Annotated in this window: 21 protein-coding genes and 1 riboswitch; of the genes, 4 read left to right on the forward strand and 17 right to left on the reverse strand. The window is 59.5% G+C overall.

Annotated elements, in window-relative coordinates; genetic code table 11:
* Positions 1-31 precede the first annotated feature (31 nt).
* The 10 genes from DESLA_RS0116320 to DESLA_RS0116365 form a co-directional block, all read right to left on the reverse strand.
* A complete protein-coding gene (locus DESLA_RS0116320) occupies positions 32-727 on the reverse strand; it encodes a phosphoribosylanthranilate isomerase (protein ID WP_051434768.1) in 696 nt (231 codons plus the stop codon).
* The gene (locus DESLA_RS0116325) at positions 720-1,508 is read right to left on the reverse strand and encodes an indole-3-glycerol phosphate synthase TrpC (protein ID WP_028573301.1); all 789 of its coding nucleotides are present in this window, start codon (positions 1,506-1,508) and stop codon (positions 720-722) included. The genes DESLA_RS0116320 and DESLA_RS0116325 overlap by 8 nt, the downstream gene beginning before the upstream one ends.
* A gap of 16 nt (positions 1,509-1,524) precedes the next feature.
* Positions 1,525-2,538, reverse strand: coding sequence for an anthranilate phosphoribosyltransferase (trpD, locus tag DESLA_RS0116330; RefSeq protein WP_028573302.1), 1,014 nt, complete (start codon positions 2,536-2,538; stop codon positions 1,525-1,527).
* A 185-nt stretch (positions 2,539-2,723) separates the two neighbouring features.
* Positions 2,724-3,314: an anthranilate synthase component II gene (locus DESLA_RS0116335; RefSeq protein ID WP_028573303.1), complete on the reverse strand. Its 591-nt coding sequence runs from the start codon at positions 3,312-3,314 to the stop codon at positions 2,724-2,726.
* On the reverse strand, positions 3,295-4,725 hold the full coding sequence (locus DESLA_RS0116340; protein ID WP_028573304.1) for an anthranilate synthase component I family protein: 1,431 nt from the start codon (positions 4,723-4,725) through the stop codon (positions 3,295-3,297). Before DESLA_RS0116340 ends, DESLA_RS0116335 begins: the two co-directional genes overlap by 20 nt.
* A 366-nt stretch (positions 4,726-5,091) precedes the next feature.
* The gene (locus DESLA_RS0116345) at positions 5,092-5,901 is read right to left on the reverse strand and encodes a prephenate dehydrogenase (protein WP_051434769.1); all 810 of its coding nucleotides are present in this window, start codon (positions 5,899-5,901) and stop codon (positions 5,092-5,094) included.
* Positions 5,898-7,259: a 3-phosphoshikimate 1-carboxyvinyltransferase gene (gene aroA / locus DESLA_RS0116350; RefSeq protein ID WP_028573306.1), complete on the reverse strand. Its 1,362-nt coding sequence runs from the start codon at positions 7,257-7,259 to the stop codon at positions 5,898-5,900. Before aroA ends, DESLA_RS0116345 begins: the two co-directional genes overlap by 4 nt.
* A gap of 34 nt (positions 7,260-7,293) precedes the next feature.
* A complete protein-coding gene (gene pheA, locus DESLA_RS0116355; protein ID WP_028573307.1) occupies positions 7,294-8,439 on the reverse strand; it encodes a prephenate dehydratase in 1,146 nt (381 codons plus the stop codon).
* A complete protein-coding gene (locus DESLA_RS0116360) occupies positions 8,436-9,407 on the reverse strand; it encodes a 3-dehydroquinate synthase II family protein (protein ID WP_028573308.1) in 972 nt (323 codons plus the stop codon). Before DESLA_RS0116360 ends, pheA begins: the two co-directional genes overlap by 4 nt.
* Positions 9,408-9,416: 9 nt before the next feature.
* Positions 9,417-10,211, reverse strand: coding sequence for a 2-amino-3,7-dideoxy-D-threo-hept-6-ulosonate synthase (locus DESLA_RS0116365; RefSeq protein WP_028573309.1), 795 nt, complete (start codon positions 10,209-10,211; stop codon positions 9,417-9,419).
* A gap of 453 nt (positions 10,212-10,664) precedes the next feature.
* On the opposite strand from DESLA_RS0116365, the gene DESLA_RS21985 reads away from it, so the two are divergent.
* Positions 10,665-11,381 carry a LysM peptidoglycan-binding domain-containing protein gene (locus tag DESLA_RS21985; protein ID WP_051434770.1) on the forward strand — a complete coding sequence of 239 codons (717 nt, stop codon included), beginning with the start codon at positions 10,665-10,667 and terminating at the stop codon, positions 11,379-11,381.
* Between the two features lie 83 nt (positions 11,382-11,464).
* Here the strand turns inward: DESLA_RS21985 and DESLA_RS23355 are convergent, their stop codons facing one another.
* Both DESLA_RS23355 and DESLA_RS0116385 read right to left on the reverse strand, forming a co-directional pair.
* Positions 11,465-13,612 carry a peptidase U32 family protein gene (locus tag DESLA_RS23355; protein WP_051434771.1) on the reverse strand — a complete coding sequence of 716 codons (2,148 nt, stop codon included), beginning with the start codon at positions 13,610-13,612 and terminating at the stop codon, positions 11,465-11,467.
* A gap of 142 nt (positions 13,613-13,754) precedes the next feature.
* Entirely contained in the window at positions 13,755-13,964 is a 210-nt protein-coding gene (locus tag DESLA_RS0116385; protein WP_028573311.1) for a hypothetical protein, read from the reverse strand.
* A 48-nt stretch (positions 13,965-14,012) separates the two neighbouring features.
* Here DESLA_RS0116385 and DESLA_RS0116390 point away from each other — a divergent pair, with 48 nt between their 5' ends.
* The 3 genes from DESLA_RS0116390 (at position 14,013) to DESLA_RS0116400 (ending at position 19,386) form a co-directional block, all read left to right on the forward strand.
* A complete protein-coding gene (locus tag DESLA_RS0116390; RefSeq protein WP_051434772.1) occupies positions 14,013-15,233 on the forward strand; it encodes an aromatic amino acid transport family protein in 1,221 nt (406 codons plus the stop codon).
* Between the two features lie 288 nt (positions 15,234-15,521).
* The gene (locus DESLA_RS0116395) at positions 15,522-16,499 is read left to right on the forward strand and encodes a bile acid:sodium symporter (protein ID WP_028573313.1); all 978 of its coding nucleotides are present in this window, start codon (positions 15,522-15,524) and stop codon (positions 16,497-16,499) included.
* A 304-nt stretch (positions 16,500-16,803) separates the two neighbouring features.
* Positions 16,804-19,386, forward strand: coding sequence for a diguanylate cyclase domain-containing protein (locus DESLA_RS0116400; RefSeq protein WP_028573314.1), 2,583 nt, complete (start codon positions 16,804-16,806; stop codon positions 19,384-19,386).
* Between the two features lie 167 nt (positions 19,387-19,553).
* A riboswitch (cobalamin riboswitch) is annotated at positions 19,554-19,744 on the reverse strand.
* A gap of 449 nt (positions 19,745-20,193) precedes the next feature.
* Here DESLA_RS0116400 and DESLA_RS0116410 read toward each other — a convergent pair.
* From DESLA_RS0116410 to DESLA_RS21040, 5 genes are all read right to left on the reverse strand, one after another.
* The gene (locus tag DESLA_RS0116410; protein WP_028573315.1) at positions 20,194-20,448 is read right to left on the reverse strand and encodes a DUF6868 family protein; all 255 of its coding nucleotides are present in this window, start codon (positions 20,446-20,448) and stop codon (positions 20,194-20,196) included.
* 120 nt (positions 20,449-20,568) lie between these two features.
* Positions 20,569-21,171, reverse strand: coding sequence for a hypothetical protein (locus DESLA_RS0116415; protein ID WP_028573316.1), 603 nt, complete (start codon positions 21,169-21,171; stop codon positions 20,569-20,571).
* A gap of 9 nt (positions 21,172-21,180) precedes the next feature.
* Entirely contained in the window at positions 21,181-21,858 is a 678-nt protein-coding gene (locus tag DESLA_RS0116420; RefSeq protein ID WP_156932999.1) for a hypothetical protein, read from the reverse strand.
* 67 nt (positions 21,859-21,925) lie between these two features.
* Positions 21,926-23,650 (reverse strand): RNA/DNA-binding domain-containing protein, encoded by a 1,725-nt coding sequence (locus tag DESLA_RS0116425; protein WP_028573318.1) that lies wholly within the window; start codon positions 23,648-23,650, stop codon positions 21,926-21,928.
* A gap of 199 nt (positions 23,651-23,849) precedes the next feature.
* The gene (locus DESLA_RS21040; RefSeq protein ID WP_211239067.1) at positions 23,850-24,899 is read right to left on the reverse strand and encodes a hypothetical protein; all 1,050 of its coding nucleotides are present in this window, start codon (positions 24,897-24,899) and stop codon (positions 23,850-23,852) included.
* Positions 24,900-24,975: the final 76 nt, after the last annotated feature.

Consider the following 24,975-nt stretch of genomic DNA (forward strand, 5'->3'; position numbering starts at 1 on the left):
CCGCCTTTGATGTTTCTTCTTTCGATTTCGATCACGATTTCGATTTCGATTTCGATTTGGACAACTCGCTGGGCATGGCTTTGATGCGTTCCATGACCTTACGCAGCAGCACGGAACTCTTCCTTCCCGGAGCCTCCTCCACCCCGGAATTCAGATCCACGCCCCACGGACGACATCTGCCCAAGGCTTCCTGGATATTGTCCGGGCTCAGGCCTCCGGCCAGAAGCCAGGGCCGAGGAAAGGTCAGGCGGGCTAGGGACGGGAAATCCAGGCTGACGCCGTGACCGCCCACCGCGGTTCCGGCGTCCAGGAGCACGGCCCGGCACGAGGACGCGAACGCGCCCATGTCTCGTTCCAGGTCTGCTAAGTTTGGATAGCGCAAGGGCCAGAAGACCTTGACCACTCGTTCCGGCCCGACCTTTTCGCAGAAACGTCGGTCCTGACCTCCGTGAAGCTGGGCCAAGTCCAGATCGGCCTGGTCCATGATCTCCCGAACCTCTTCAGCGGTTTGGAGCACGAAGACCCCGACCCGCGCGGCCCGGCCTCGGGGCAGGGCCGCGACATGGTCCGGGCTCACGTTTCTGGGGCTGGGCGGGTAGAAGATGAAGCCGGTCCAGTCCACGCCCAGCTCCTCGCACAGCGCCACATCCTCGGGGCGCCGCAAGCCGCAGACCTTGACCAGGGGGCCGTCGACCCTTGAACTTCCTTGGCGGATTTGCTCACTCATGGGACTTTTCCTTGCGCAAAGCCCGCAGGAGTTCCGCCAGGGCCTGTCCGGGATCGGGTTCCTGCATCAGCCGGGAGCCGATGAGCAGGCCGTGAAAGCCGGCGTCGCGCATCCGGGCCATGTCCTGGGCCGTGTTCATGCCGCTGGCGCTGATCCAGACCTCGCCTTCGGCCTTGTGCCGAATCAGGTTCTCCGAAACGCGCAGGTCCGTGGTCAGTCGATCCAGATCCCGGTTGTTGACCTGAATCAGCGTCGAACTCGCCGCTTTGGCCTTGTCCAGATCCTCCTCGTCAAAAACCTCCACCACGGCCTCCAGGCCGAACGTCCAGCATTCGGCCAGCATGGATTCCAGTTCCGCCTGGTTGAGCATCCGGGCGATGAGCAACAGGGCCGAGGCCGGGGTGGCGGCGGTTTGGCGAACCTGCAGAGGGTGAAGCAGGAAGTCCTTGCGCAGCAGGGGCAGGCCGAGGGCGGCCATGACCGGGAGAAAGTCCAGGCTGCCCTGGAAATAGGCTTCCTCGGTGAGCACGGACAAGGCCGCTGCTCCGGCCCGGGCATACCCGGCGGAGGCCTGCTCCGGAGTCCAGCTTGCATTGATCACCCCCCGGCTGGGCGAGGCCCGCTTGTACTCCGCGATCACCGCGCCCGGTCCCCGCTCCAACAAGGCTTTGGCCAGGGACGGACGAGGAATGGTGGACGGCTCGGGCAGGCGGCCCGCGGATTCCAGGGAGATCAGCTCCCGGATTTCAGCCTGCTTGGCCTGGCGAAAGCGCTCAAGCATGGAGCTAGCCATGGAGCTAGCCATGGAGTCCCCCATGAAGTACTCGGCCGCTCACGCCCCGCTTCATCGCGGCCCGGGCCAATTCCGCGCATTCCACCAAGGTCTTGCCCTCTTCCAGCAGAAAAAGGCAGGCCGCCAGATTCAGGGCCGCCATCTGGACCATGGCCGTTGGGCCGCCGCCGCCAAGAATTTCCCGCAGCACGCCCACGGCATGGTCCTTGTCCCGGACCGCCACGTCCTCCGGCGCATGGCGGTCGAAACCCAACCGTTCCGGGTTGATGGCCGTTTTTTCCATGATCCCGTCCTTGACCAGATAGCAGCGGGCCGGGCCAAAAGTGGTCAGTTCGTCGAACCCGCCGGCCCCGTGGACCACCAGAGCCCGCTCCACCCCGGTGAGCAGCAGGGCCTCGCCCATGGTGAACAGGGCCTCCGGGTCGCCCACGCCGATGAGCTGATGAGTGGGCCGGGCCGGGTTGAGCAGCGGTCCCATCAGGTTGAACAGGGTCCGGATGCCCAGATCCCGGCGCACGGGCATGATGTGCCTGAAGGCCGGGTGGTAGGACGGAGCGAAGAGGAAGACGAACTTGCCGACGGCCAGTCGTCCGGCCACGTCCTCGGGGTTCGTCTCCAGGGGCACGCCCAGGGCTTCCAGCACGTCCGCGCTGCCGCAGGAGGAGGACACGGCCCGGTTGCCGTGCTTGACCACCTGGTAGCCCAGCTCGGCCAGAAACAGGGCCACGGCCGTGGAGCAGTTGAAGCTTTGGGCATTGTCCCCCCCGGTGCCGCAGGTGTCGATCCGCGGTCCGGAAAGGCCGGGAATTTGTTTGGCATGGGCCAGCCCGGCCCGTACTCCGGCGGCCAGGTCCGTGGAGTCCTCGCCCTTGGCCCGCAGACCCATCAGGAAGGCGCCGGCCTGGGCCTGGCTCAGTTCGCCCTGGAGCAGGGCGTTGAACATCCGGTCCGCCTGCACGTCGGTCAGCGGCTGCCTGCGGGCCAGTTGTTCGAGGATGTCGCTTATGCGCGTGGTCATTGGCTCTTACCTCCGGGTTCAGCGATTAATACCATTTCCAATTCAGCGGTTCTTTATCGGCGTCGCTATCGGAATCGGTATCGGGGTCGGGGTCGGGGTCGAAGTCAGGCTATGCGCATTCAGACATCATCAATTCCGATGCCGATTCCGACCCCGACCCCGACCCCGATAACTGCATTACCAAATCAGAATTGGTTTAAGGCGTGCATCTTCAGAAAATTCTCCAATAATTTTGGACCATCCGGGGTCAGAATGGACTCCGGATGAAACTGCACCCCGGCCCAGGGCCGGTCCGTGTACCGCAACCCCATAACCTCGCCCTCGCCATCTTCGGTCCAGGCCGTGCGTTCCAGCAGTTCCGGAGCCTCCTCCACCCGGACCAGCAGGGAATGGTAGCGCCCGCACTCCATGGGCTGGGGCATACCGGCGAACAAGCCTTCGCCGGTATGCCGGACCGGCGAGGTCTTGCCGTGCATGATCCGCTGGCCCACCACCACCGACGCCCCGGCGTGATGTCCCAAAATCTGATGTCCCAGACAGATGCCCAGCACCGGGACCGAGATCGGCAGCAGCTTCAGGAACTCCAGGCACTTTCCGGCCAGCTCCGGTCGGCTCGGCCCCGGAGAGATGACCACGGCCTCCAGCTCCGGACTGGTCGCCAGGCCCAACAGCTCCGGCTGATCGTTGCGCACCACGTGGGGAAAACGGCCCAGAACCTGAAAGGCCTGGACCAGATTGAAGGTGAACGAGTCGTAGTTATCGATAAGTAAAAACATCGCTTCCTCCCTGGCGGCTGAAGGCTTCAAAGAGCACCCGGGCCTTGTTGTGGCATTCCTGCCATTCCTTGTGTGGATCAGAGTCGTGGACGATCCCGGCCCCGGCCTGAAAATGGACCTGGCCGTCGCGCACCCAGAGGCTGCGGATGGTGATCCCCGTGTCCAGATTGACCGCGTCCCGGTCCGGCCCATCCGCCGGGTTCAAGCCCAGCCAACCCACGGCCCCGGCATAGGGCCCGCGCGGCAACCGCTCCTCTTCGGCGATGATCTCCATGGCCCGGATCTTGGGCGCGCCGCTGACCGTTCCCGCCGGAAACGTGGCCTGGAGCACGTCCAGGGCGTCCTTGCCCTGGGCCAGTTGGGCCTGAACGTAGGAGGTCATGTGCATCACGTGGGAGAAACGCTCCACCTGCATGTACTTCTCCACCGTTACGGTGCCCGGCGCGGCGATCCGGCCCAGGTCGTTGCGGCCCAGGTCCACGAGCATCACATGTTCGGCCCGTTCCTTGGGATCGGCCAGCAACTCCTCGGCCAGCTCCCGGTCCTGGGTTTCGGTCTCGCCGCGGAGCCGGGTTCCGGCGATGGGCCGGGACTGGAGCAGACCGCCCTGGCAGCGAACCAGCAATTCCGGAGAGGAACCCAGCAGGGTCAGCCGAGGCAGGCGCATGAAGAACATGTACGGCGAGGGGTTGATCTGGCGCAAGCGACGGTAGAGGACAAAGGGCTCGCCGGAAAAAGGGGCCTCGAACCGGGTGGACATCACGGTCTGAATCACCTCCCCGGTACGGATCAGCTCCTTGGTCCGCCGGACCCGCTCCATGAACTCCCCGGCTTCGGGAATATGTCGTACCTGCCCCATCACCGGCGGTTCGTCCGGAGCGCTTTGCTGCAGCTCGTCCACTGCGGATCGGTCCGGATCCAGGCTGAGCACGCAGCAGCGATGATGAAGATGGTCGAACAAGGCCACCCGCCCGGGCAGCACCAGACAGGCATCGGCCTGGCTCGGAGGAAGCTGCTCGGTCAGCTTGGGCTCGAACAGCCCGGCCATGCCGTAGCCGAAATAGCCATAGAGCCCCCGGGCCAGGGCCGGCAATCCGGCGAATTCATCCTGGGGCGTGATCCGCACGGTGGTCAGGATTTCACGCAGTGCCGGGATAAACTCTTCCCCGTCGAGCTTTTCCAGGCTTTTCAGCCGGACATCCTGAGCCTGGACGTCCATGCGTCCGTCCCGGCAGCTCAGCCGCAGCCGGAAGTCCCAGGCGATCAGACTGTAGCGGCCCAGCCGCCCGTCCACCTCCGCGCTCTCCAGCAAAATCCCCTGCCGCTTGCCCACCAGCCCGAGAAACAGGCTGATGGGCGTCTGCACGTCCGCTGCCAGCCACTGGCCGGTCTGGGACAAGTCGATTGACATGGTGGCTCCTTTTTTTTGGTTCACGGTTCAACGGTTCAACGGTTCAACGGTTCAACGGTTCAACGGTTCATGGTTCAGTAATACCATTTCTAATTCAAAGCTTCTCTTTCGGTATCGGGGTCGGTATCGGTATCGGGGTCGAATTAGGATTATTGGCGAACAAACAGTATCGATCCCGATACCGATACCGACGCCGACCCCGATACCTGCATTTTCTCAAGCGAAAAACGCATTGCCGAAGCAGAAGTGGTATAACTCGCCCCCAACCGTTGAACCGTGAACCCCTGAACCCCCAAAAAAAAGCCGCCCTCCCCTGGGGGAGAAGCGGCTTTTCTTATCTTCGGTACACTTTCGATGCACCTGGATTCACGGGCCGGTTTTCTCCCCTTGCTCTGAACTTCGCCACCACCAGCCGGCCCGTTGGGCCAGGACGTCCACATCCCCGCCCGCGGCGAGGTTGAGATGGGAGCGGAACAGCCGGACCGCGTCCTGGCTGTAGGGGTTGGCCTCGAACAAATCCGCGAACAAGGCCGCGTCCTCGGTGAGCATCTTGCGGGCCGCTTCCAGGCGACGGCGGAAGGATGGGGTCAGGAAATCCCGGATTTCCTCGTCCCCGGCCAGAGCGGCCAGATAGGCACAGGTGGTCACGAAGTTCAGCCCCTGGACCGCGGCCATGGCCCGGTCGTGGGTTTCCGCGGTGGTCAGGAAAGGGATGAAGCCCAGTCGCTCCATGAGGATGGACACGGTTTGGGCCGCGGAATCGTCCCGGCCGGGAGTCACGGCCACCCGGGGATCGTCGCCGGGCTCTTGGCCGAACAAGGGATGCGTGCCCACCACCGGGCCGGAATGATGGCGGAGCATCAGAGCCAAAGGCTGGACCTTCACGGAACAGACGTCCATCACGATGGTCTCCGGGGAACAGTGCGGGCAACATTTTTTCAAAACTTCGTCCATGGCCGGGGCCGGAACGGCCAGGAGCAGCAGGTCGTGGCCGGGCACCATCTCGGCCAATCGGGCCGGCTCCAAAGGCTGGTCCGGGGGCTTATCCAGCCCGGTCACCGCGACCCCTGCGGCCTCCAGACGGGAGACGAACAACCCACCCATCCGCCCGCGGGAGCCGATCACGCAACACCGGGAAATCGTCCCGGCCTGGTTTATTGTATCCGCCTGGTTCATGTCGTTTCTCGTCCCGCACCGACAAGACCGGCTTTCAGCTCATCCCAACGCTTCCAGAACTCCGGAAAGGATTTGGCCACGCAGCCGGGCTGGTCCAGGTCCACGCCGATGCCGCCCAGTTCCAGCAGCGACAAGCTCATGGCCAGGCGATGATCCGCATAGGCCTTGAAGGCAAAGCGTTTTCCCACAGGCAACGGAGCCGGTTCGATGCGCAACCCGTCCTCCAGGGCCGTGGTTCTGGCCCCGATCCGGGCCAGCTCCGTGACCACGGCGTCCAGGCGGTCGCTTTCCTTGATCCGCAAATGGGCCACGTTGCGGATGGTGGTCGTCCCCTTGGCCTGGGCCGCCACCGCGCCCACCGTGGGCACCAGGTCCGGGCAGGCGCCCATGTCCAGATCCACGCCGTGCAGCTCGCCGCCGACCACGGTCACCTGATCTTGATCCCAGGACACCACGGCCCCCATCCGGGCCAGGATGTCCACGATGGCCCGGTCGCCCTGAAGAGACTCGGGATTCAGGCCGCGCAGCCCCACCGGAACGGCGCTCAGGGCCCCGGCAGCCAGAAAATAGGACGCATTGCTCCAATCTCCCTCCACGGCCATGTCCCTGGCCCGATACGCACCGGGCTGAACCCGGATGCGCAACCGGCCCGGAGCAATCTCGCCGGGCTCGCGCCAGTCCACGTCCATCCAGCGTTCATGGTGCAGGGTCTGCACCTGGAAGCGAATGCCGAATCGTTCCATGATGTCCAGGGTCAGACCGACATACGGCCAGGAAACCACCTTGCTCCCGCCCACCAGAATGGTCATGGGCGCACGGGCCAAAGGCGCGGCCAGGAGCAGGCCGGAGAGGTACTGGCTGGATTCGTCCAGGTCGATAGTCACCTCGCCTCCGGGCAGCCCGGCGGCATGCAGCTCCAGAGGCGGGCAGCCGGGCTGCTCCAGGTACTCCGCCTCGGTTCCCTGGGAAGCCAGGGCCGTGACCAGGCTGGCGATGGGCCGGGCGTGCATCTTGCCTCGCCCCTGAATCCGAAAGGACCCATGCCCGGCGGCCAGCACCGCGGTCAGCAACCGACAAGTGGTCCCGGACTCGCCCACGTCCATGACCAGCGGCCCCAGGCCGTCCCGGCGTTCCCGGCCCAGGGGGCCGTGCGGCATGCCCGAGACAGCATAGCTGCCGGGAGCGTCACGCTCGATCAGGGCCGAAGCCCGGGCCAGAATATCCCGGGTCCGCTCCAGATCCTCGCTTTCCAGAACATTGCTCAAATGGGACCGGCCAGGGGCCAGTGCCGCGGCGATCAGGGCGCGGTGGGAGAGGGACTTGGAGGCCGGAGCCTGGAGGATGACGGGGGTCGGCATAGGTTGTTCCTGAAAAGATTGAGAAGTGAAAAGCTCACCCTTCACTGACGTCCAGATACGGCCCGGACGGGTAGCTGCCGAGGATGCGCAGGGTGTGGCAGTTATTGCGCAGGTCGGTCAGGACTTGTTGGTATTCCTGGCGACTGACGTCGCATTCCAGATCCACGAAAAACACGTACTTCCATTTTTCACCACGAAAAGGCCGGGATTCGAGCTTTTTCATGTTGATGCCCTCCCGGGCCAGCAGGTTCAGGACCGCGGCCAGGGCGCCGGGCTTGTCCGGCAGGGTGAACAGAATGGACGTTTTGTCCTGGTTTCCAGCCCCGGCGGGAAGGGAGCCGATGACCAGGAAGCGGGTCCAGTTGTCCGGCTGGTCCTCGATGCGCCGGGCCAGGGCGGTCAGACCGAGCATCCGGCCCATACGGACATGGCCGATGGCCGCGCTGGTCGGCTCCTCCAGCACCCGACGACCGGCGGCCGCCGTGCTTTCCGCGGGCACGATCCGGGCCATGGGCAGGTGGGAGCGCAGCCAGGTCGAGCACTGCTCCAGGGCCTGGGGATGGGAGTAGACCGTGGTCACGTCGGCCAGTTGGCGGGCCGTGGAGAGCAGGGCATGGCTGATCTTGCAGTAGATTTCCGCCTGGACGTGGACCTCGAATTGCAGGAACAGGTCCAGGCTCTGGCCCACGGTGCCTTGCAGGGAGTTTTCCAGGGGGATCACGCCCAGTTCGGCTTCCCGGGCCACCACGGCCTGGAAAACCTCGTGCAGGGTGGGCTTGGGCTGGAATTCCGCGCTGTGCCCCAGGTATTCCACCCCGGCGAAATAGGAAAAGGTTCCCTCCGGACCAAGATAGACGATGGTCTGGGGGCGTTGGAGTCGCCGGGAAGAGGAGAGGATTTCCCGGTAGATGTTGCGCAGATGATCTTCCGGAAGCGGACCGGGGTTGGCCGCGGTCAGGCTGGCCAGCAGTTCCTTTTCCCGGAACGGCTTGAAAATGATGTCCCGGGAATCGCGCTTGATCCGCCCCACTTCCAGGCTCAGGGCGGCCCGGCGGTTGAGGGTGGCCAACAGTTCCTGGTCAATGGCGTCGATGCCGTGACGCAGCTCGGCCATGCGGGTCTGGGCCTCGGGTGGCAGTTCGGATGACAATTCGGACGGGTCGGAATGGTTCGGGCTCATGCTTCGCTGATCTCCTCGCTGATGGCCATGCCGAAATGGCGTCCGGCCGCGTCCAGCCGGCAGAGAATTTCATCGCCCGGAGCCAGGGCCACCACGCTCACCGGCGTTCCGTCGGGCCGGACCAGGCGGATGGTCTCCGCGTTCTGCAGAAAGATCGTGCCGGCTTTGTCCCCGCAGGTCGCGGAAATCAGGATCAAGGGCCGGATTTCCACCTTGGAGCGGCCGACCACGGCCAATGATGTCCGGCCCTCGGCGTCGACGATCAGCACTTCCCGTCCGGAGGCGACTTCACCCAGATAGGCGGTCCGGTTCCGCGGCAGCAGGGTGTAGGCATGCACGGCACCGGCGTTGATCCGGAAGGGCCGGGCCGCGACATACGGATTTTCCTCGGTCTCGGCATGCACCAGAAAGGTAAAGGCGCTGGAATTGCCCACGAGCATGCCCTGGCCGGTGCGCAGCAGGGAACAGGTGTCCACGCAGACCCGATGCCCCAGCCCCACGGGGGTGATGGCGTCGATCCGGGCCGTGCTCAGTTCCAGCCGGCCCTCGGAGAGCTTCAGGGCGGTCACGATGGCCTTCAGGTCATGTATGGCCTCGGGCACGACCACCACGAAATCCACGCCCCGCTCCAGAATGCCCGCGGCCAATCGGGCCTGCTCCAGGGAGGCCACTTCCACACCCAGGCCTTCCCCCTGAGCCAGGATGTTTTCCACGGGAATGATCTCCCAGCCCAGGCGTAACAATACTTTGCCCTGGGAGCGCATGCAGCGCGTCGCGGCTTCCTCGTCGGCCTTGCTTTCCAGACAAATAGCGTCCACCTCGTCCTCGGCGAACACCACGACCCGCCCCAGGGCCTTGATTGCATCAACCTTGTCCGCCGGGGCGATCAGGGCGTCCACCCCGGATTCCAGGGCCAGGGTCACGGTGGTCTTGTCAAAGGGTACGGCCTTGAACCAAACTTGGATCATGATGCGCTCCTACTGTAACAGTTCCATGGCCTGGGCCACTTCCCAGTCGTCGTGGACGATGCCGTGCAGGGCCTGGACCAACCGGGCCGGCTGGGCGGCCTGAAAGATGTTCCGACCGATGGACAACCCCGCGCCGCCGGCTTGCAAACTGTCGTAGACCATGCGCACCAGGTCCTCGCTGCTGTCCAGCTTCGGTCCGCCGGCAATGACCACCGGCACGCAGCAGCCGTCCACAACCCTACGAAAGGACTCCACGCTGCCGGTATACGGCACCTTGACCACGTCCGCGCCCAGTTCCACGCCCACTCTGGCGCACTGGGCCACCACGCCCGGATCGTATTCGTTGCCGACTTTCGGTCCCCGGGCATAGATCATGGCCAGCACCGGCATGCCCCAGTCCATGGCCGTGGAGGTCACCCGGCCCATCTGTTCCAGCATGTCGCGCTCGGTCTCGTCGCCAATATTGACGTGCAGGCTGACCGCGTCCGCGCCCAGCTTGATGGCGTCCTCCACCGTGCCCACCAGGGTCTTGGCGTTGGGAAACGGCGACAGGGACGTGCTGGCCGAGAGATGGACGATCAATCCGATGTCCGCCCCCTTGCCTCGGTGGGAGCAGCGCACCAGCCCCTTGTGCAGGATGATGGCGTTGGCTCCGCCCTCGGCCACCCCGTTGATGGCGTCGCGCATGTCCACCAGCCCGTCGATGGGCCCGACGCTGACCCCGTGGTCCATGGGCACGACGATGGTCCGGCCCGTGTTGCGGTTGAAGATCCGTTCCAGACGGACGGCTTTTCCCAAGTGCATGTTCTGCATGATCGTTCCCCTCCCCCGGCATTGTCGCCTGGTGTTGTCTCGGGGGGTCGCTTCCACCGATTCAGCCATAAAAAAAGGGCCGCCGGCGGTTTGCCTGCGGCCCTTTGAGAGCGGTTTTGATAGAGTTTCCTACTATTTCGGATACACCGCTTCCCTCTGACCACAGGCCAAACCACGCCAAAAATAAAAAAAACCAAAATAAAAGTTCGTGGAGAGGAAAGTAGTGGAGGAATGCATGGGGAAGAGCAATAATGAAATTTTCCGAAACGTGTCAAGCGTTTTTTTTCAAGTTTTTTCGTTCGTCGGTTCGCGACATGATTCGTTCAAGGGAAAAGTTCGGCGTGAAAGGATGAGAAACAGCGGGGAGGCGGCAAAACACTTGCAAGTTGAAAGGTTTTTTGAAAACATGAGAAGAAACGTCACCGCCAATGGGAGTATAGTGTTATGGATAAGAAAAGCTGGTTGCAGAAATTGGAATCCATGGAGCAAGAGCGCCAGGAGGTCGAGGTCCCTGAGGAGGAAGAGCGGGGGTCGCTACGCGACGCTCTCGAAGGGAGAGGAAAGTATGTGATCCTGGGAGGCATCGGTCTGTTCGTGCTGGTCCTGCTGGTGATTATCGCCTCTTCAGGCGGCGGGAGCAAGTCGGATCGCGATTTTCATGACATCCTGGCCCGACTGGAGGTCATTGAGACGAAACTGGTCGGGTTGGAAAATCAAGAGAGCGGGCGGCAGCAGGCCCTGGTGCGGATGCAGGGCGATTTCAGCATTCTGACCATGCGGGTGGACAAGCTTTCCCGCGAAATGAAGGAACAGGCAGCCGAGACCGCGCCGAGCCAGGAACAGCGCCAGGAACAGCGTCAGGCCGCGGCCCAACCGGCTAGGCAACCCGCTCCGCAACCTGCGCAACAGCCGACTCAACAACCGACCCAGCCCCGACAACAGCAGCAGACCGCCGCGACCCCGGCTCCCGCGCCCCAGGCTGCCCCAGCCGAACAGCCACGTCCGGCCGCGTCCAGGCCGGTGACCCACGAAGTGCAGCCCGGCGAAACCCTGTTCCGGATCAGCCAAACCTACGGGGTGAGCGTGGACGATTTGCGTCGTCTGAACAATATTTCCGGAGATCGGATCAACCCCGGCCAAGTCCTCAAGGTGCGACCGTAATTTTCATTTTGATGGAAGATTGTCCGTCTTCCTCCAAAACCAAAACGCCGAGCACGGTTACCCATCGTGTTCGGCGTTTGTTTTTACAACAACCGCAGGTTCCAGTTGAACGGCGAAGTGCGGGGGCGTTGTCCCAGGCCGGAGGGGAGTTTTTCCTCCAGTTCCACGAATAGGCGGTAACCGACGGACTCCAGGCGGGGCAGGTGTTGGCGCAGGTCCAGAGCCCAGTCTGGAAAAACCCAGAGATTCGATCCGTATTCGCGGGCCCAGGCGATTTCCTGTTTGGGGCTGGTCAACGGGGTGTCGACGCGGAGTTCTTCGGCCCGCCAGCGGGAGACGCACAAGGGCCAGAACCCGGCCGTGACGATTCCCAGGGGCAGAGGACTGTGCTCTGGAAGGTCCAGGATGGCTTGCTCGTCCAGTTCCGGGCTGACCACCGCGCCGGTGAACCCCAAATCGGCCAGCCGGTCCAGGGCCAGGGCGTTGGCCGTATTGCAGAACGGTCCGGCCCAGAGGCGGGCCGGGCGGAAACCTTCCTGGCCCTCGTTGAACAAAGCCATTTGCCAGGGGGCGTTGCACACGAACACCTCCGCGCCCGCGGAGCGAACCTTGCCCAGGGCTTGGTGCCAGACTTCCTCTTCCTCCGGCCAGATCACCGGGGGCAGCCACCAGCAGAGATCGCGACACGTGGCGCTGGTCATGTGCTCCAGGAATTTCGGGTCCAGCCACATGGCCCGGGTTGCGTCCTTGGCGCGGCGTTGCGGCCTACGGGCGACCCGCATCAACCAGGGGCGGCCTTCCGGACGGCGCGTTTCGGGCAGGGCCGGGGTGAACGTCGAGGCCGGGATGGACGCTTCGGTCCCGGGCCTCGTCTTGGATGCGGCCATGTCCGCGACCTCTTGCTCCAACTGGTGCAGCAAACGATGCAGTTCCGGTTCCCGGCGGTCGATCAGCCAGACCGGGGTCCCGGCGGGCGGGTGGCCCGGGGTATCCATTCCGTATTTTCCGCCAGGCTTGTCGCTTCGTGGGCGTCCTCCTCTGTCCCGAACTTTTGCCCCTTTATTCTCTTGATCAAAGCCGCCGATGGCCCGTTTTTTACCGGGCCCGGTCGCCAGATCGAATCGCCCGCCCTTGGGCAGTGGCCGGGTGACGCGGATGACCCGGTGCCAGGGTTGATCCTCGGAGCCCAGACGGAGCAGGTCCCCGGGAAGCAGCGGGATGCGGGGGCGGATGAACGGGCTTTTGGCGTCCTTGGGTACGTGGCCGGCCAGCAGGCCGGAGCCAAGGTGGCTGTCCGGGGCCAGAGGGATGTACCGGCGTTGTGGCAGAAAGCCGGCATGGGACCCGGGTCGGCCCAGGGCCATTTCCAGCAGGGCCGCGGCCTCTTTCCTGGAGCGTACGGAAACGGCCTCGTCCCGGAGCAGGCGATAGGCGGTGGTGGTGTAGAAGACATAGTGAGCGCTTTTCTTACGGCCCTCGATCTTCCAGGTGCGCACCTGCGGGATGTCCAACAGGGTCTTGACCAGGACGTCCAGGCTCAGATCCTGGCAGGAGAAGAATCCGCCCCGGCGGTTTTCCTGGGTGTAGCGGCGGCGGCAGGGCTGGACGCAGCGCCCGCGCAACCCGCTCTTGCCGCCCATGTAGCTGCTCCAGTAGCACCGCCCGGATACGGCGTAGCAGAGCGCTCCGTGAACGAACACTTCCAGGTGCATCCCCGGCGGGCAGGCCTCGGCCATCAGCTTGATTTCATCCAGGTGCAGCTCCCGGGGCAGGACCACCTGCCGAACTCCGAGACGCGCCGCGGCTTGCAGCCCGGAAACCGTGCTCATGCAGGCCAGGGTGGACAGGTGCAGTTCTCCGGAAAAGCCGCATTGTCCGGCCAGGGCCAGCAGCCCCAGGTCCTGTACGATCAGCCCGTCCGGGCGCACATGGCGTTGCAACTGGTCCACCAGCCGACCGGCAGCGGCGAGATCTCCGGGCTTGACCAGGGTGTTCATGGCCACCAGCACCTTTCGTCCTTTGGCATGGGCCAAATTCGTCAGCTCGGCCAGTTCGTTCAGCGAGAAGTTCTCCGCCTCCATCCGGGCCGAGAAATGCTTCAAGCCGCAATAGACGGCATCCGCACCCGCGGCCAGGGCCGCGAGAAACGCCTGCCGGTCCCCGGCGGGGGCGAGGATTTCCGGAGTCGCGGTCAAAGAAGGGGGGGAGGAAGGGGAGGCGGTGGTTTGCATACGTGGTCCGAGGGATGAAGGGTGAAGGGCATGCATCCGTAAAACAAACTTGCCGGGCGTACAAGCCCGGAATGCGCCCCTTCAGGGCAATTTTGTACTCTGTAGAATTTCTATAATTTCGGGCTGATAAATAGCAGGGTGTTCAAGGCGCCCCCCCCAGGGTGGGCCAGTAATCATCGAAATCGAAATCGTGATCGAAATCGATTTCTGGTAACTTTCCGATTTCGATAGCGATTTCGATTTCGATACCGATCCAGAACGTTCGTGGTTCGAGAACAAATCCGCCCCATGCGCCCTCGGAGTACAATGGATTGCCTTTTTGCGGGTTTCGAGCGTAAGGACGGCTTTTCATGTCAGGGGCTTCAATTGACCGCTGAAACCAGCAAGCAGGAGCATGGCCATGGATCATACTCGTTCGACGGGACTGGGGGCCGGGGCGACCATCGCGGCGGCGGCGTTGATCGCCGGAAACCTCGTGGGCGCGGGGATTCTGGGGCTGCCCATCAACACCGGCCTGGCCGGGTTGTGGCCGTCGCTGCTGGCCATGGTCGCGGGCGGGGCCATGATGTTTCTCACGGCCCAAATCCTCGGCGATCAGGCGGCCAAAAGCCGCAGCGAGACCTTCGACTATCCCTCGTTGTATGAGAAGTTTCTGGGCTCCACGGGCAAGTGGGCGGCCATCGTCGCGAACATGATCATCCTGTACGGGTTGCTGACCGCCTATTTCACCGGCGGCGCGAAGATCGTGGCCAGCCTGCTGGGCATGGAGGCGCAGCAGACCCTGGTCACCCTGCTGTTCGCCATCCCGTTGATCACCCTGACCTGCATCAACCTCAGTCTGATCCAGCGCTTGAACACCATGCTGGTGCTGATCCTGGCCGGGACCTTTGCTTTGTTGGTGTTCATGGGCAGCGGACATATCGACGCCACCGGCATGCGCTACACGGACTGGGCCTTTCTTCCCGCGACCCTGCCGATCATCGTCACCGCGTTTCACTTCCATAACATTATTCCCACGGTCACCGCGAACCTGCAATGGGACATGGCCATGTTTCGGCGGGCGGTGTTGTTGGGAATGCTGCTGGCTTTCGTAATGAACGCCTTGTGGGTGACGGTGGGCATCGGGGTGATCCCCCTGACCGGGGAAAACAGCATCCTGGAGGCCTGGAAGACGAACACCCCGGCCACAGTGCCCATGGGCGCGATCATCCAGAGCGCGACGTTCACCCTGTTCGCCTCGTTCTTCGCCCTGGTGGCCATCTGCACCTCGTTTCTGGCCAATGGGCTGGGCCTGCTGAGCTTTCTGCGCGACCTGACACTGAACACCTTCGGGGTGAACAACCGCCTGTTGGTGGTCGCCCTGACCTTTCTGCCGCCCTTGGCCATCGGGCTGATCTATCCGGACATCTTTTTGAAGGCCCTGGACATCGTGGGCGGGGTGGGCATCGTGATCCTGTTCGGCATCCTGCCCACGCTGATCGTGCTCATGGACCGGCGGAGAGGGCCGATGCTCCGGCTGCTTTGCCTGATCGGGCTGCTGTTCGCGGCGGCCATTCTGGGACTGGAGGTTATGAGCGAGACCGGCCTGTTGCGCCTGCATCCTCACGCGGCTGGGTTCTGAAATCAGCCCGGTTCCTCGGGGGCAATCGTCGCTTCGAGCTTGCGGATTTCGGGGGCATGGAGCGATGATTGCGTCAGCAAATATTTGGCGCTAAGGACACGCCCTTGGCCTTGTCATACTTCTTCTCATTCAAGCATGCTTTATTTGCTCGAGATAATGCAGTCGTCGGTGTCGGCGTCGGAATCGCTATCGAGACCGATATTTTCTATACGCCAATAACCTGGATTCGATCCCGATTCCGATCCCGATTCCGATCCCGATAGCGACACCGAAAAAGAATCTACCAACATGATCCCCTTCCTCAAAAAACATTGGTTCTTCGTCGGCATGGCCGTGGTTTCGGCCCTGGCCTTCGTGGTTCCCGGCCTGGGCGTGTTCGTCAAGGAACATCAGATCCTCAATTACGCCATTTTTCTGACTTTCCTGATCACCGGATTCAGCCTGGATACGCGTACCATCCTGGAACAGATCAAGAACGTTCGAGTGCTCATGGCCTCCTTGATTTCGGCCCTGATCCTGATCCCCGTGCTCACGGCCGTGCTGGCCTCGATGTTTTTCGGCAGCAACGTCGACTTCATCATCGGGTCGATCATCATCGCCGCGGCCCCGGTGACCGTGGCCTCGGGCACGGTGATGACGGCCATGGCCCTGGGCAACGTCCCCCTGAGCCTGTTCATCTGCGTTCTGTGCAACTTCTTCTCCCTGCTGACCATCCCGCTGGTGCTCAACGCCATTCTGGGATTCATGGGCGACTTTCTCCACTTGGAGGAAGCCGTGTCCCTGCCGGTGCGGCAGATTTTGATCACCCTGAGCAGCATCGTGCTCCTGCCCACGGTGCTCGGCCAATTTCTGCGACCGTGGATCAAAGATCACGTCGCGCCCTACAAAAAGGTGTTTTCGATTTTCTCCCAATCCGTGGTCCTGTTGATCATCTTCAACGCCGTATCCAGTTCCGTGGGCGTGATCGGCGCGGTGGGCCTGGGCTTCATCGGTTTGTTCGGGTTCATGATCGTCCTGCACATGCTCATTCTCATCCTGAACTACGCCATTTCCAAAGGCATCCGCCTGGACCGGCCCTCCACCTCGGCCTTTACCATCCATACCTCTCAGAAGACCCTGACCATTTCCTACCTGGTCTGGGCCGGCTACTTTGCCCACGCCTTTCCCCTGGCCATGGTCCCGGGCATCGCCTACCATCTTGTGCAAATGGTCATGGACGTCTTTGTCGCGGACTGGTTCCGGAAGCGGGCCGAACTGCAACAGTGAGGGCGTTGGATAGCCACGCTCAGGGGGATCGGTATCGAAATCGTGATCGAAATCGAAGATCCTATCCAAGATAGATGGCGTAATCACAGGGTGATGCACAACATTTTTCGATTTCGATCGCGATTTGGATTTTTGACGAGAACAGATTTGCCCTGTAACCGCGCTCAATCACCATGGACAATTTTCGCCAAGGCGACTACGTTTCCAGCCCAAAACGTGCTACCTTCTCTCCCTCGGTGGAGATGACGGGCCGCCCTGGCGGAAAATTTCCGCCCGGCCCGGCGGTGGTTCAGGATCTTTTCGGATGTTCATCAAGACACCAGATACGTCGGAATCAAACATTCGCCTTGAGCGCCAGGATTTGATCTCCCTGGAACCCGAACTGCGCCAAGCCATGGCCGGGTTCCTGTCGTTCTCCTCCTACGGCCTGTACTTTCCGGCCCATCCGCCCCAGGACATGCTCGTCGCCGACGATCAGGGGCAACGCCTCGTTCCCGTCTATCACCCTCAGGAAAAGAAGGCCCTGCTGCCATTGCATCGCCATGGGGAGCTTTTGGGCATTTTCGTGGCTCGTAACGTGCCCGGCCGGGTGACCAAGAACACCCTTCACCTGTGGTCCTGCCTGTGCCATCAGATCATGGACAATCTGCTGCTGCACAAGAAGACCCAGGTGGACCCGCTCACGGGTTTGGCCAACGCGGCTTGTCTGGAACAAAACCTGAACCGGGAGATTCGGCTGGTGCATCGCGGACTGTGGCCGGACACTCCGGGCAGCCTGGAGGACGGGTTTTCCGAGTTCAGTGCCAGCGTGGGGCTGATCTGTCTGGATGTGGACGGGTTTTCCCGGATCAACGAGCGCTGGGGATACCAGTTCGGCGACCTGGTGCTCCAGGATCTGGCGCGGCTCGTCGTCCGCATGGCTCCGGAACAGGCCATCTGCGCGCGGTTGCGCGAGGATACCCTGGCCATCTGTTTTTCCGGAGCCACCACGACGAAGTGCCATCAATTGGCGTCGAACCTGGTCCGGGAAGTCTCGGAACTGCGCTGTGAAAACAAGATCAACGGCGAACGGGTCCGGCTCTCCGTCAGCCAGGGGTTCGTGACCTATCCTCAGGACTTTCATGGTCGGCAACTGCGGCGCTCGGTCCGGGAGCAGACCGGGTTGATGCTGGAAAAGGCCCGGAGGGCCCTGCGCGACGCCCAGGAGCACGGCCCGGGAAGAATTCGGGGCTTTTCCGGCATTCTCCGGGAAAGCGGGATCGTGCTGGACGTTTTGCCCATGAACCGCGTTCTGGTCAGCCTGGGCCGCTCCGTGGACGCCCGGGAAGGGCAGCGCTTTCTCGTCTGGGCTGCGCCCGGGGAGAATGGTTTCGGTGCCGCCGCGCCCTTGGAGCCGGGAGGAAAAGAGGTGCCGCCGTCCCGGTTCTGCAAGGCTGAAATCCAGCTGATCGAGGTCCAGGGGGAGACCTCCGTGGCCGAGATCGTCCTGTTGCACGACCCAGCAGGCTGCGCCATCTTGCCGGAAGACCAGTTGACCATCCTGCACCCGGGAAGCTGGCAGGACGTGTTCGGCACCGTGAACGAGAGGAGGCGGGAACACCGAGCGATTCGTCAGGAAGACCAGCGTCAGGAAGATCAGGTTAGGGGCGAGGGCCCGGGGCCTGTTTTAGGGCTTGACGTCAAGGTGCGCGAACAGAAGCCTCGGGAGGCCGACGGCGAAGGTGAGCCGTCTCCCGAGGACGCGCGGGCTTGGATGCCCTTGCGGACCCAAGACTTCTCGCGGCATTGGACGGACTTTCGTCAGAAGCATGCGCGGTTTGCCGTGATGTTGGCCTTTCTGGAAGGGGGCTCCGTGGAGTCGGAGCCGCTGGACCATGGCGACGTGGAGCGCAAGATGCATCAGCTCGGGGCCATGGCCGCGGAAAAACTGGGGCCGGATATGCTCCTCGGTCGGTTCAGCTTCAGCACCCTGGCCTGCCTGATTCCGGAGTCCGGCGCTCGGGACGTGGAGGATTCGGCAAAGGCCCTGGTCCGGGACGCCGAGGAAACGCTGCGCGGATCGGTTTACGTGGGCTTGGCGGAGTATCCCTGGCTGAACTTCAACAAAGTGGATACGTTGGAGAACTGCCGCAAGGCCCTGGAGCACGCCCTGATGCTGCCTAAGCCCAACGCCGTGGTCTTCTGTTCCACCTCTCTGACGGTTAGCGCGGACCGGGCCTTTTCCAGCGGAGACATCTATTCCGCCGTGGAAGAGTACAAGCTGGCCCTGCTGGCGGAGGAGACCAACCTCATTGCCAGAAACTCCCTGGGAGTTTGCTATGCCCGGCTGGGCAAATACGGCGAGGCGTCGGCTCAGTTCGCGGCCATTCTGCGCCAGGCTCCGGACGACATCATGGCCACCTACAACCAGGGCCATACCCTGCTGAAGCAGGGCGAGCCCGACCAGGCCCGGCACTTTTTCGAGCGCTGCCTGGAACTGGACCCGAAACACATCTTCAGCCTGATCCGCCTGGGGCAACTGGCCGAGCAGAGCGACGACATGGAGGCCGCGCGGGATTGTTACGCCCGGGCCCGCTCGCTCCCGGGCGGCGAAGGGCTGACCCACCGTCACCTGGCCCGGCTGGAATTGCGGGAAGGCAATCTCGAACAGGCACGGGAGCACCTGCATCAAGCCCTGGTACATAACCCCAAGGACGCCCTGGCCATGCACCTGCTGGCCAAGATGTATCTCGAACAGGGCGAGGACGCGGAAATCGCCGAAACCCTGGCCAGGCAAAGCGTGGCCCTGTTTCCGGAACAGGGCGCGTACTGGGACGTGCTGGCCAAGGCCCTGGAAAGCCAGGGGCGCCATGAAGAGGCCGCGTTGGCCCGTGAACGGAGCGGTTAAGGCTTGTTCATGAAAGAGTTCTCGACGTCTCGGCGAATGAACAAAGCAATCTCTCTCTCATCAGACCGGCGAGGTGTCGCAGGTAGAAGACTGAGGAGGCTTCGAGGAAATGGGGCCGCCCCCTAAAGGGGACGACGTGAATCCGGCTTGTGCCTCGAAGCCGCGAAACAATGCAGCTCCATCAGGCAGGTCTCCCGGCTTGAGGATCATCCTACTTGCCACGCCTTCCCATCCGGCGGCAAAAAGCCGGACAGTGGCATATCGTGGCGTTCGTCCCCTTTCACGGTTGCGGGCCAGCGCCGGACTTTCACCGGACTTCCCATTTCATCCTTGCGGAACCTGACGGAGGAAAACGCACGGCCAACGCTTGCGCAGGCCGTGAGTTGCGTTATAAAATACAGGTTCTTTTTTCTGTCAAGGGATTATTTTCCCACTTGCCGCTGAAATAAGAATACCATCCGCCAACTCAGATACGCATTCAAAGCCGGCTCACGCAGTTTAATGACCAGGTTCTCCTTCACTTTGCGGTTGGCCATGCAGATGTCCTTGTGGGTCGCCGACAGGCAGCCGTTTCGAAATAGAATTCTGGGAATCGCAAGCGCGATGATTCACGCCGTTTGAGGAGGCCGCTCTTCTACCAGCCCGGCCGCTGGGCGAACACAGCCGGCACGTTCCCCGCCGCCCCCTGTCAGATCGAAAAGGCTTTACCCTGATAGCAAATATCCGTGCCAACGCGACGGGCTTCTTGAACAATGGATTGAAACGACCTTTCAGGTCGTGTCAATCCTTGTGGGTTAGCCTTCTGGGTTAGCTGCCACCACGCCCCATTAGCCAGAGGGCCAGCAGCGGGACGGCATTGAATAGAATGATTCCGAGCTTGTAGGCACCCATGAGACCATAGTGAATGGCGTCAAACTGCTCCGGCTGAAGCCGAAACCACTTGCCATGAAGCCTTTGAATTGAGTCCCGCGCAAACAGAAAAGCGATGAACCAGAAAAGCAGAACGCCGTAGTTGATCGCCAGTGAGTACAGCATGAAGTTCCAGAGGAACGCATCGTGCATGGGTCTCTCCTGTGGCAGTTAACGGGCTCTCACGACGCGGAAGCGTCGCGGGAACGCTTGGCTTTGCGGCGCACCGGAGCGTAGCGTAGGTGCGTCCGGCAACAGCCACTTGTTAGGCCTTTATCGTTCGACTGGGGCAAAAGCATTGTAACTAGGGTTTGCATCTTTTGCTCCCATTTGAAAAAGATAGAGGTTCTTATCGTTAATTAGCTTGATGGTGTGTGCGTTAAGCAGGTTAACTATTCGGTTTCGCCAGTCTTTGGCCTGCTCCTGATAATGCGGATAGTCTGTTTTAGTGCCATAGGGGTTATCAGCGTGCAGTATTCCGCCGCACTTCTCGTAAGCCTTAATAAACTGTTCTTTTGTTAGAAAATCATCTTTTCGATCCGCCCAATCAGAGGTGATACCCGGCGTTCTACTTGGGTTTTGTATGATGGGGTGCGGATAAAAATCTGGATTGATGCGTTCTAGATCTTTTAGCATTAGCCTGGCATTCCAGTGCTCTGCAAATTTCTTGTGTTGGGCGGAATATATTTCTCTATTGGCAATTAAAGAGCTAAATGCAACCAGTTCTAGAATCTTTCTAATTTGCAAACAGACGGACTCAACGGTGGTTGGTAAGTAGAGTGCGTGGGCTTGACCATAAAGGAATGAATCTACGATAGCCATTCGCCGCTTGATCTCAATGAGAATTGCTCGGTATTTATCTTGTGATGAGTCCATATTTTTTGCCTAACGGGCCGGATGGACGCAGTCAGCCCCTTGTTGGGCGGCAGTTATATGTTCATGAATACTAGCCGTCGACCTCTTCAATTCTTCAGCGATGAATTCCTTGCTTGGACCGGAGAACGCGAGACCGAGACCAACAACACCTATGAAAAAGCTAACTAGCGCCACGACATAAGAGACGCGACTTTGTTTCTTAATTGAGGCGTGATCGCGTTTCATTTCCTGATACTCACCCAGCACTTTCGTTATTGGATGAAGTAACTCCTTGTCACTATCCTGCGAGGTTTCTTTGCAGATCAGAGATAGACGCGCAAGCGATGGCCGAACTTCTTCTGGGAGTGATTCGAATGGCTCTGCTCTGTTTAGCTCGGACAGAAGCGACTTAAAGTGACTGTGTTGATCCTCTTCTTCTGCCTCCGAATACAATTCATATAGCGATTCGATTGACTGGACCGCTGACAGACCAAGGCCTCGACCGATATCAGAGATTTCGTTCGACTCGAGCTTGATGCCGTTTTGAAGTTTCTTCTTGATTTGATCTTTCAACTTGGCGCGCGCCTTCTCACGCCGATCTTTTTGTTCAAGAAGCAATGGGCGCATCAGCTGACTAAGTGCAGCTGCTGCTACCGTAGCTGCTAACGCAGCTCCAAGTACTGGGAGTAATTCCGATATCATACTCATGTCATCGTCTCGCCCAACGCAAAGCTAACCGGTGCGCCGAAGCACTATGGACTCGATATCTACACTGCTAACTTGTCACCCCTGCGGATTGAGCGTCCGGTTGAGCGCTTTGTTCGCAAGTTTCTGCTTCTGTCAAAGACCAGGTGGCGCCAGGACCTTTTCCCTGTCGTCGCACGAACTTGGTGTCCCGCAGAAACATACTTGTCTGTGAGGTGTGGTTGTGTCCTAGCAGTGCCTTGATATCGCTGTTTGGAGCACTTCTATGAATTTTTAGGAACATATACAGGTCTACATACTTACCGCTTGCTGGAGATAAGCGATATGTCTTCTGCACCTCAAAGAAATTATTCCAATCTGGCCGTGTACGAATGTAAACACCTGATTTGTCGCCACAGAATTGAACATAGGGAAGGTTATTTACTGCCACCTTAATTTTTTCCCATGGGTCAGCCTCAATTTTACAGAGATGTGCTTCTAAAGATGACACTGGCACGAGACCTGTTTGGTAGACGGAATTCAGCACCATGAATTCCGAGATCCCACAGACGTCCTTGTGAGTCTCACTCGTTACAAAGACCGCTGGCCGAATGTATTGTGCCTGCATTGTGACTATGACAGAATTATCCTGTTCCTCGAATGTCGGGAAGCCGCGACCGTAGCGCAATGAGTTCAAACTCATGCGAAAAACCCCCATCCCCGCGCGATCCACGAGGTGGTACTCCATCAACATTCGCGCTAAATTTTTGTTCCTGTGGCGAGGCTCATGTCGGAAGATATTTTCAGGGCGCACACCTCCATAGAAGATGCCCGGGCTTGTTATCGTCAATTTGTCATCAAGAAATTCAACAGCAACCATTCCATCAAGGGAGTAATCACGGTGAACGAGGGCGTTCAGGAATGCCTCATGGAATGCTATTCGGTCGAGGAGTTGCACGCTGTACTTCGCCTTCTGAAATACGATTTCAGCCGGTGTGTTGCAATTCTCGAAATGTGTTTTTGCACGTTTTATTGTGTGCCAGAGACAATCATCCCATACATCATTGATCAATAATTGCCCTGTTCTCGTTTTCCTGCTAAACCGATATTCAAAGTTACCGAGTTTCTCGCGGATAGTGGTTGCTTTGCCGAGAAGCAAGAGTCCTGATTTTGTCAGCCGACCATTCACGGTTACACCGATAGCTTCCAGAAAATCTGGGATTGTCGAGTTGGTAGTCTGTCGGCGCGAAGAGAAGTCCAAGAATGCTTCAGTCACTGCCTCGGTATCTAGGGCATTATCTGCGGTGATGTCGAGATATTCCGCACTCCAGTCATAGTCTTGAAGTGCCTTGACTGCCTTTGATATCTCATCAGGCTCCATTGCGCGACTGGATTTCCCATCACGTATACAGACCTTTCCTGATGTTGTTGACACGAGAGTATCGCGGTGCTTTGGAACGCAAATAATGAGATAGTTGCATCCCTCGAATGTGTACTGGGCTAAGCTCAAATTCTGCTTTGGCCTCAGCTTGCCTGAAAGACGCTCCTGAGTTGTATGCAAGTCAACGATCGGGAATCCAACAAGTTGATCAATCCAACGAGAGCACCGGATATCTGAGCTGTCACGGATTCCAACAATGATGTGTCCCCCACGATGGTTTGCAAGAGCGGAAAACTCCTCAGCTAGTTCCTTGGCGTTGTGCAGAGCTTGCTCTGAAGAATAAAGTTTAAATTCAAGAATATCGCTCTCCAAACGCTCGCTTGGAGTGGTCTTCAACTTCTGCAATATTGAAGCAATCTCTGCTTGCTGAATCATACAACATCCTCAACTTGTTTGTGTTTGGCGAACGCCGCTAATCAGCCGCGCGGCTTTTTACGTCGGCTGCATTAGCCTGGTTGTACCCCGCCTCCCCCTGCCAGACCGAAAAAGCTTTACCCTAATAGCAAATATCCGTGCCAACGCGGCGGGCTTCTTGAACAATGGATTGAAACGACCTTTCAGGTCGTGTCAATCCTTATGGGTTAGGCGAACGAAAATATGACTGATTGCCTAAAAGCCATTTTGAATCAACTGTCCGACCAACAAGTTTTTCAATAAAGCTAGATTCAGCACTTGCGTTCGGAAAAGACAGACCACGCTTTATCTCAGCGCCTTCGATATAGACATACATATTTTCATAAAGATAATCACACCCCATCAAACACACCGGCATTACAATATATGGGTCTAATCGTTCTGCATCATTACAATCTGATCTCGGCTTTTTATGTGCGGCGACTAAAGTATTTACGCTGAACTCTAATCCGCAAACAGCGCAGTTTTCATGCGTTTTATCCTTAAATAGCCACTCTTGTAATATGCGCTGTTCTCTTCTTGCTATTTGCTCTCTTGTTTCATCCGTCCCGGCTTCTAGAAGCTTTCTTAGTCTACGAAGATAATTTTCATAGGCATCAACACCTAAACCATCATCCTGTGCGGCAGCTCGATGGCCAACAAGGCTGTATACATAATGCCTTCGACCTTTAGTCTTATCTACATATACTAACGGTGAAAAATTTGTTGTTTTTAGTATGTGTGGTCTTCCATAACATTTATTAGATAAGTATTTATCAAGATCAGGAAATGATGCGCTTTGACCATGGGTAAAGGATGATACCAAATCCTCTTCTATTCCATTAAGCTTTGTGGTTTCGCCTATAAATTTTAACCCATGATCAGTGTTAGCCATGTATACAGAACTTCTTAAGTATTCCTCGATAATTTCTGTAGGCGGGTACGGATACTTATAGCTCCTACCATCTAGGGCATTTCTATACGTTTCTGCCAGCCTAGTTATGTTGCAATATTCAACAATACCAAAAACTTTTTCGCTATAGTTGATAATGGTGTTATCTCTGTTCTCAAAAATATACCAGTAGCCATCGCCAATCACACGAACCCAAGACGTAGGCGAGCTTTCAATTAATAATGCAACGAGCGAATAGTATTGACCAAGCTCCTCTCTCAAATAATTTAAGTTCGCAATACCACAACGACCTGGTAAGCCTTGTGCTTTTTTGAGCAACTTCCTAATATCTTTAACAATGGAATTCCTGATTAAGAATATATTCTTGCTGGTTGCAATCGAGTTTCTCGTGGCT

It is taken from the genome of Desulfonatronum lacustre DSM 10312 (genome assembly GCF_000519265.1).
Lineage (GTDB): Bacteria > Desulfobacterota > Desulfovibrionia > Desulfovibrionales > Desulfonatronaceae > Desulfonatronum > Desulfonatronum lacustre.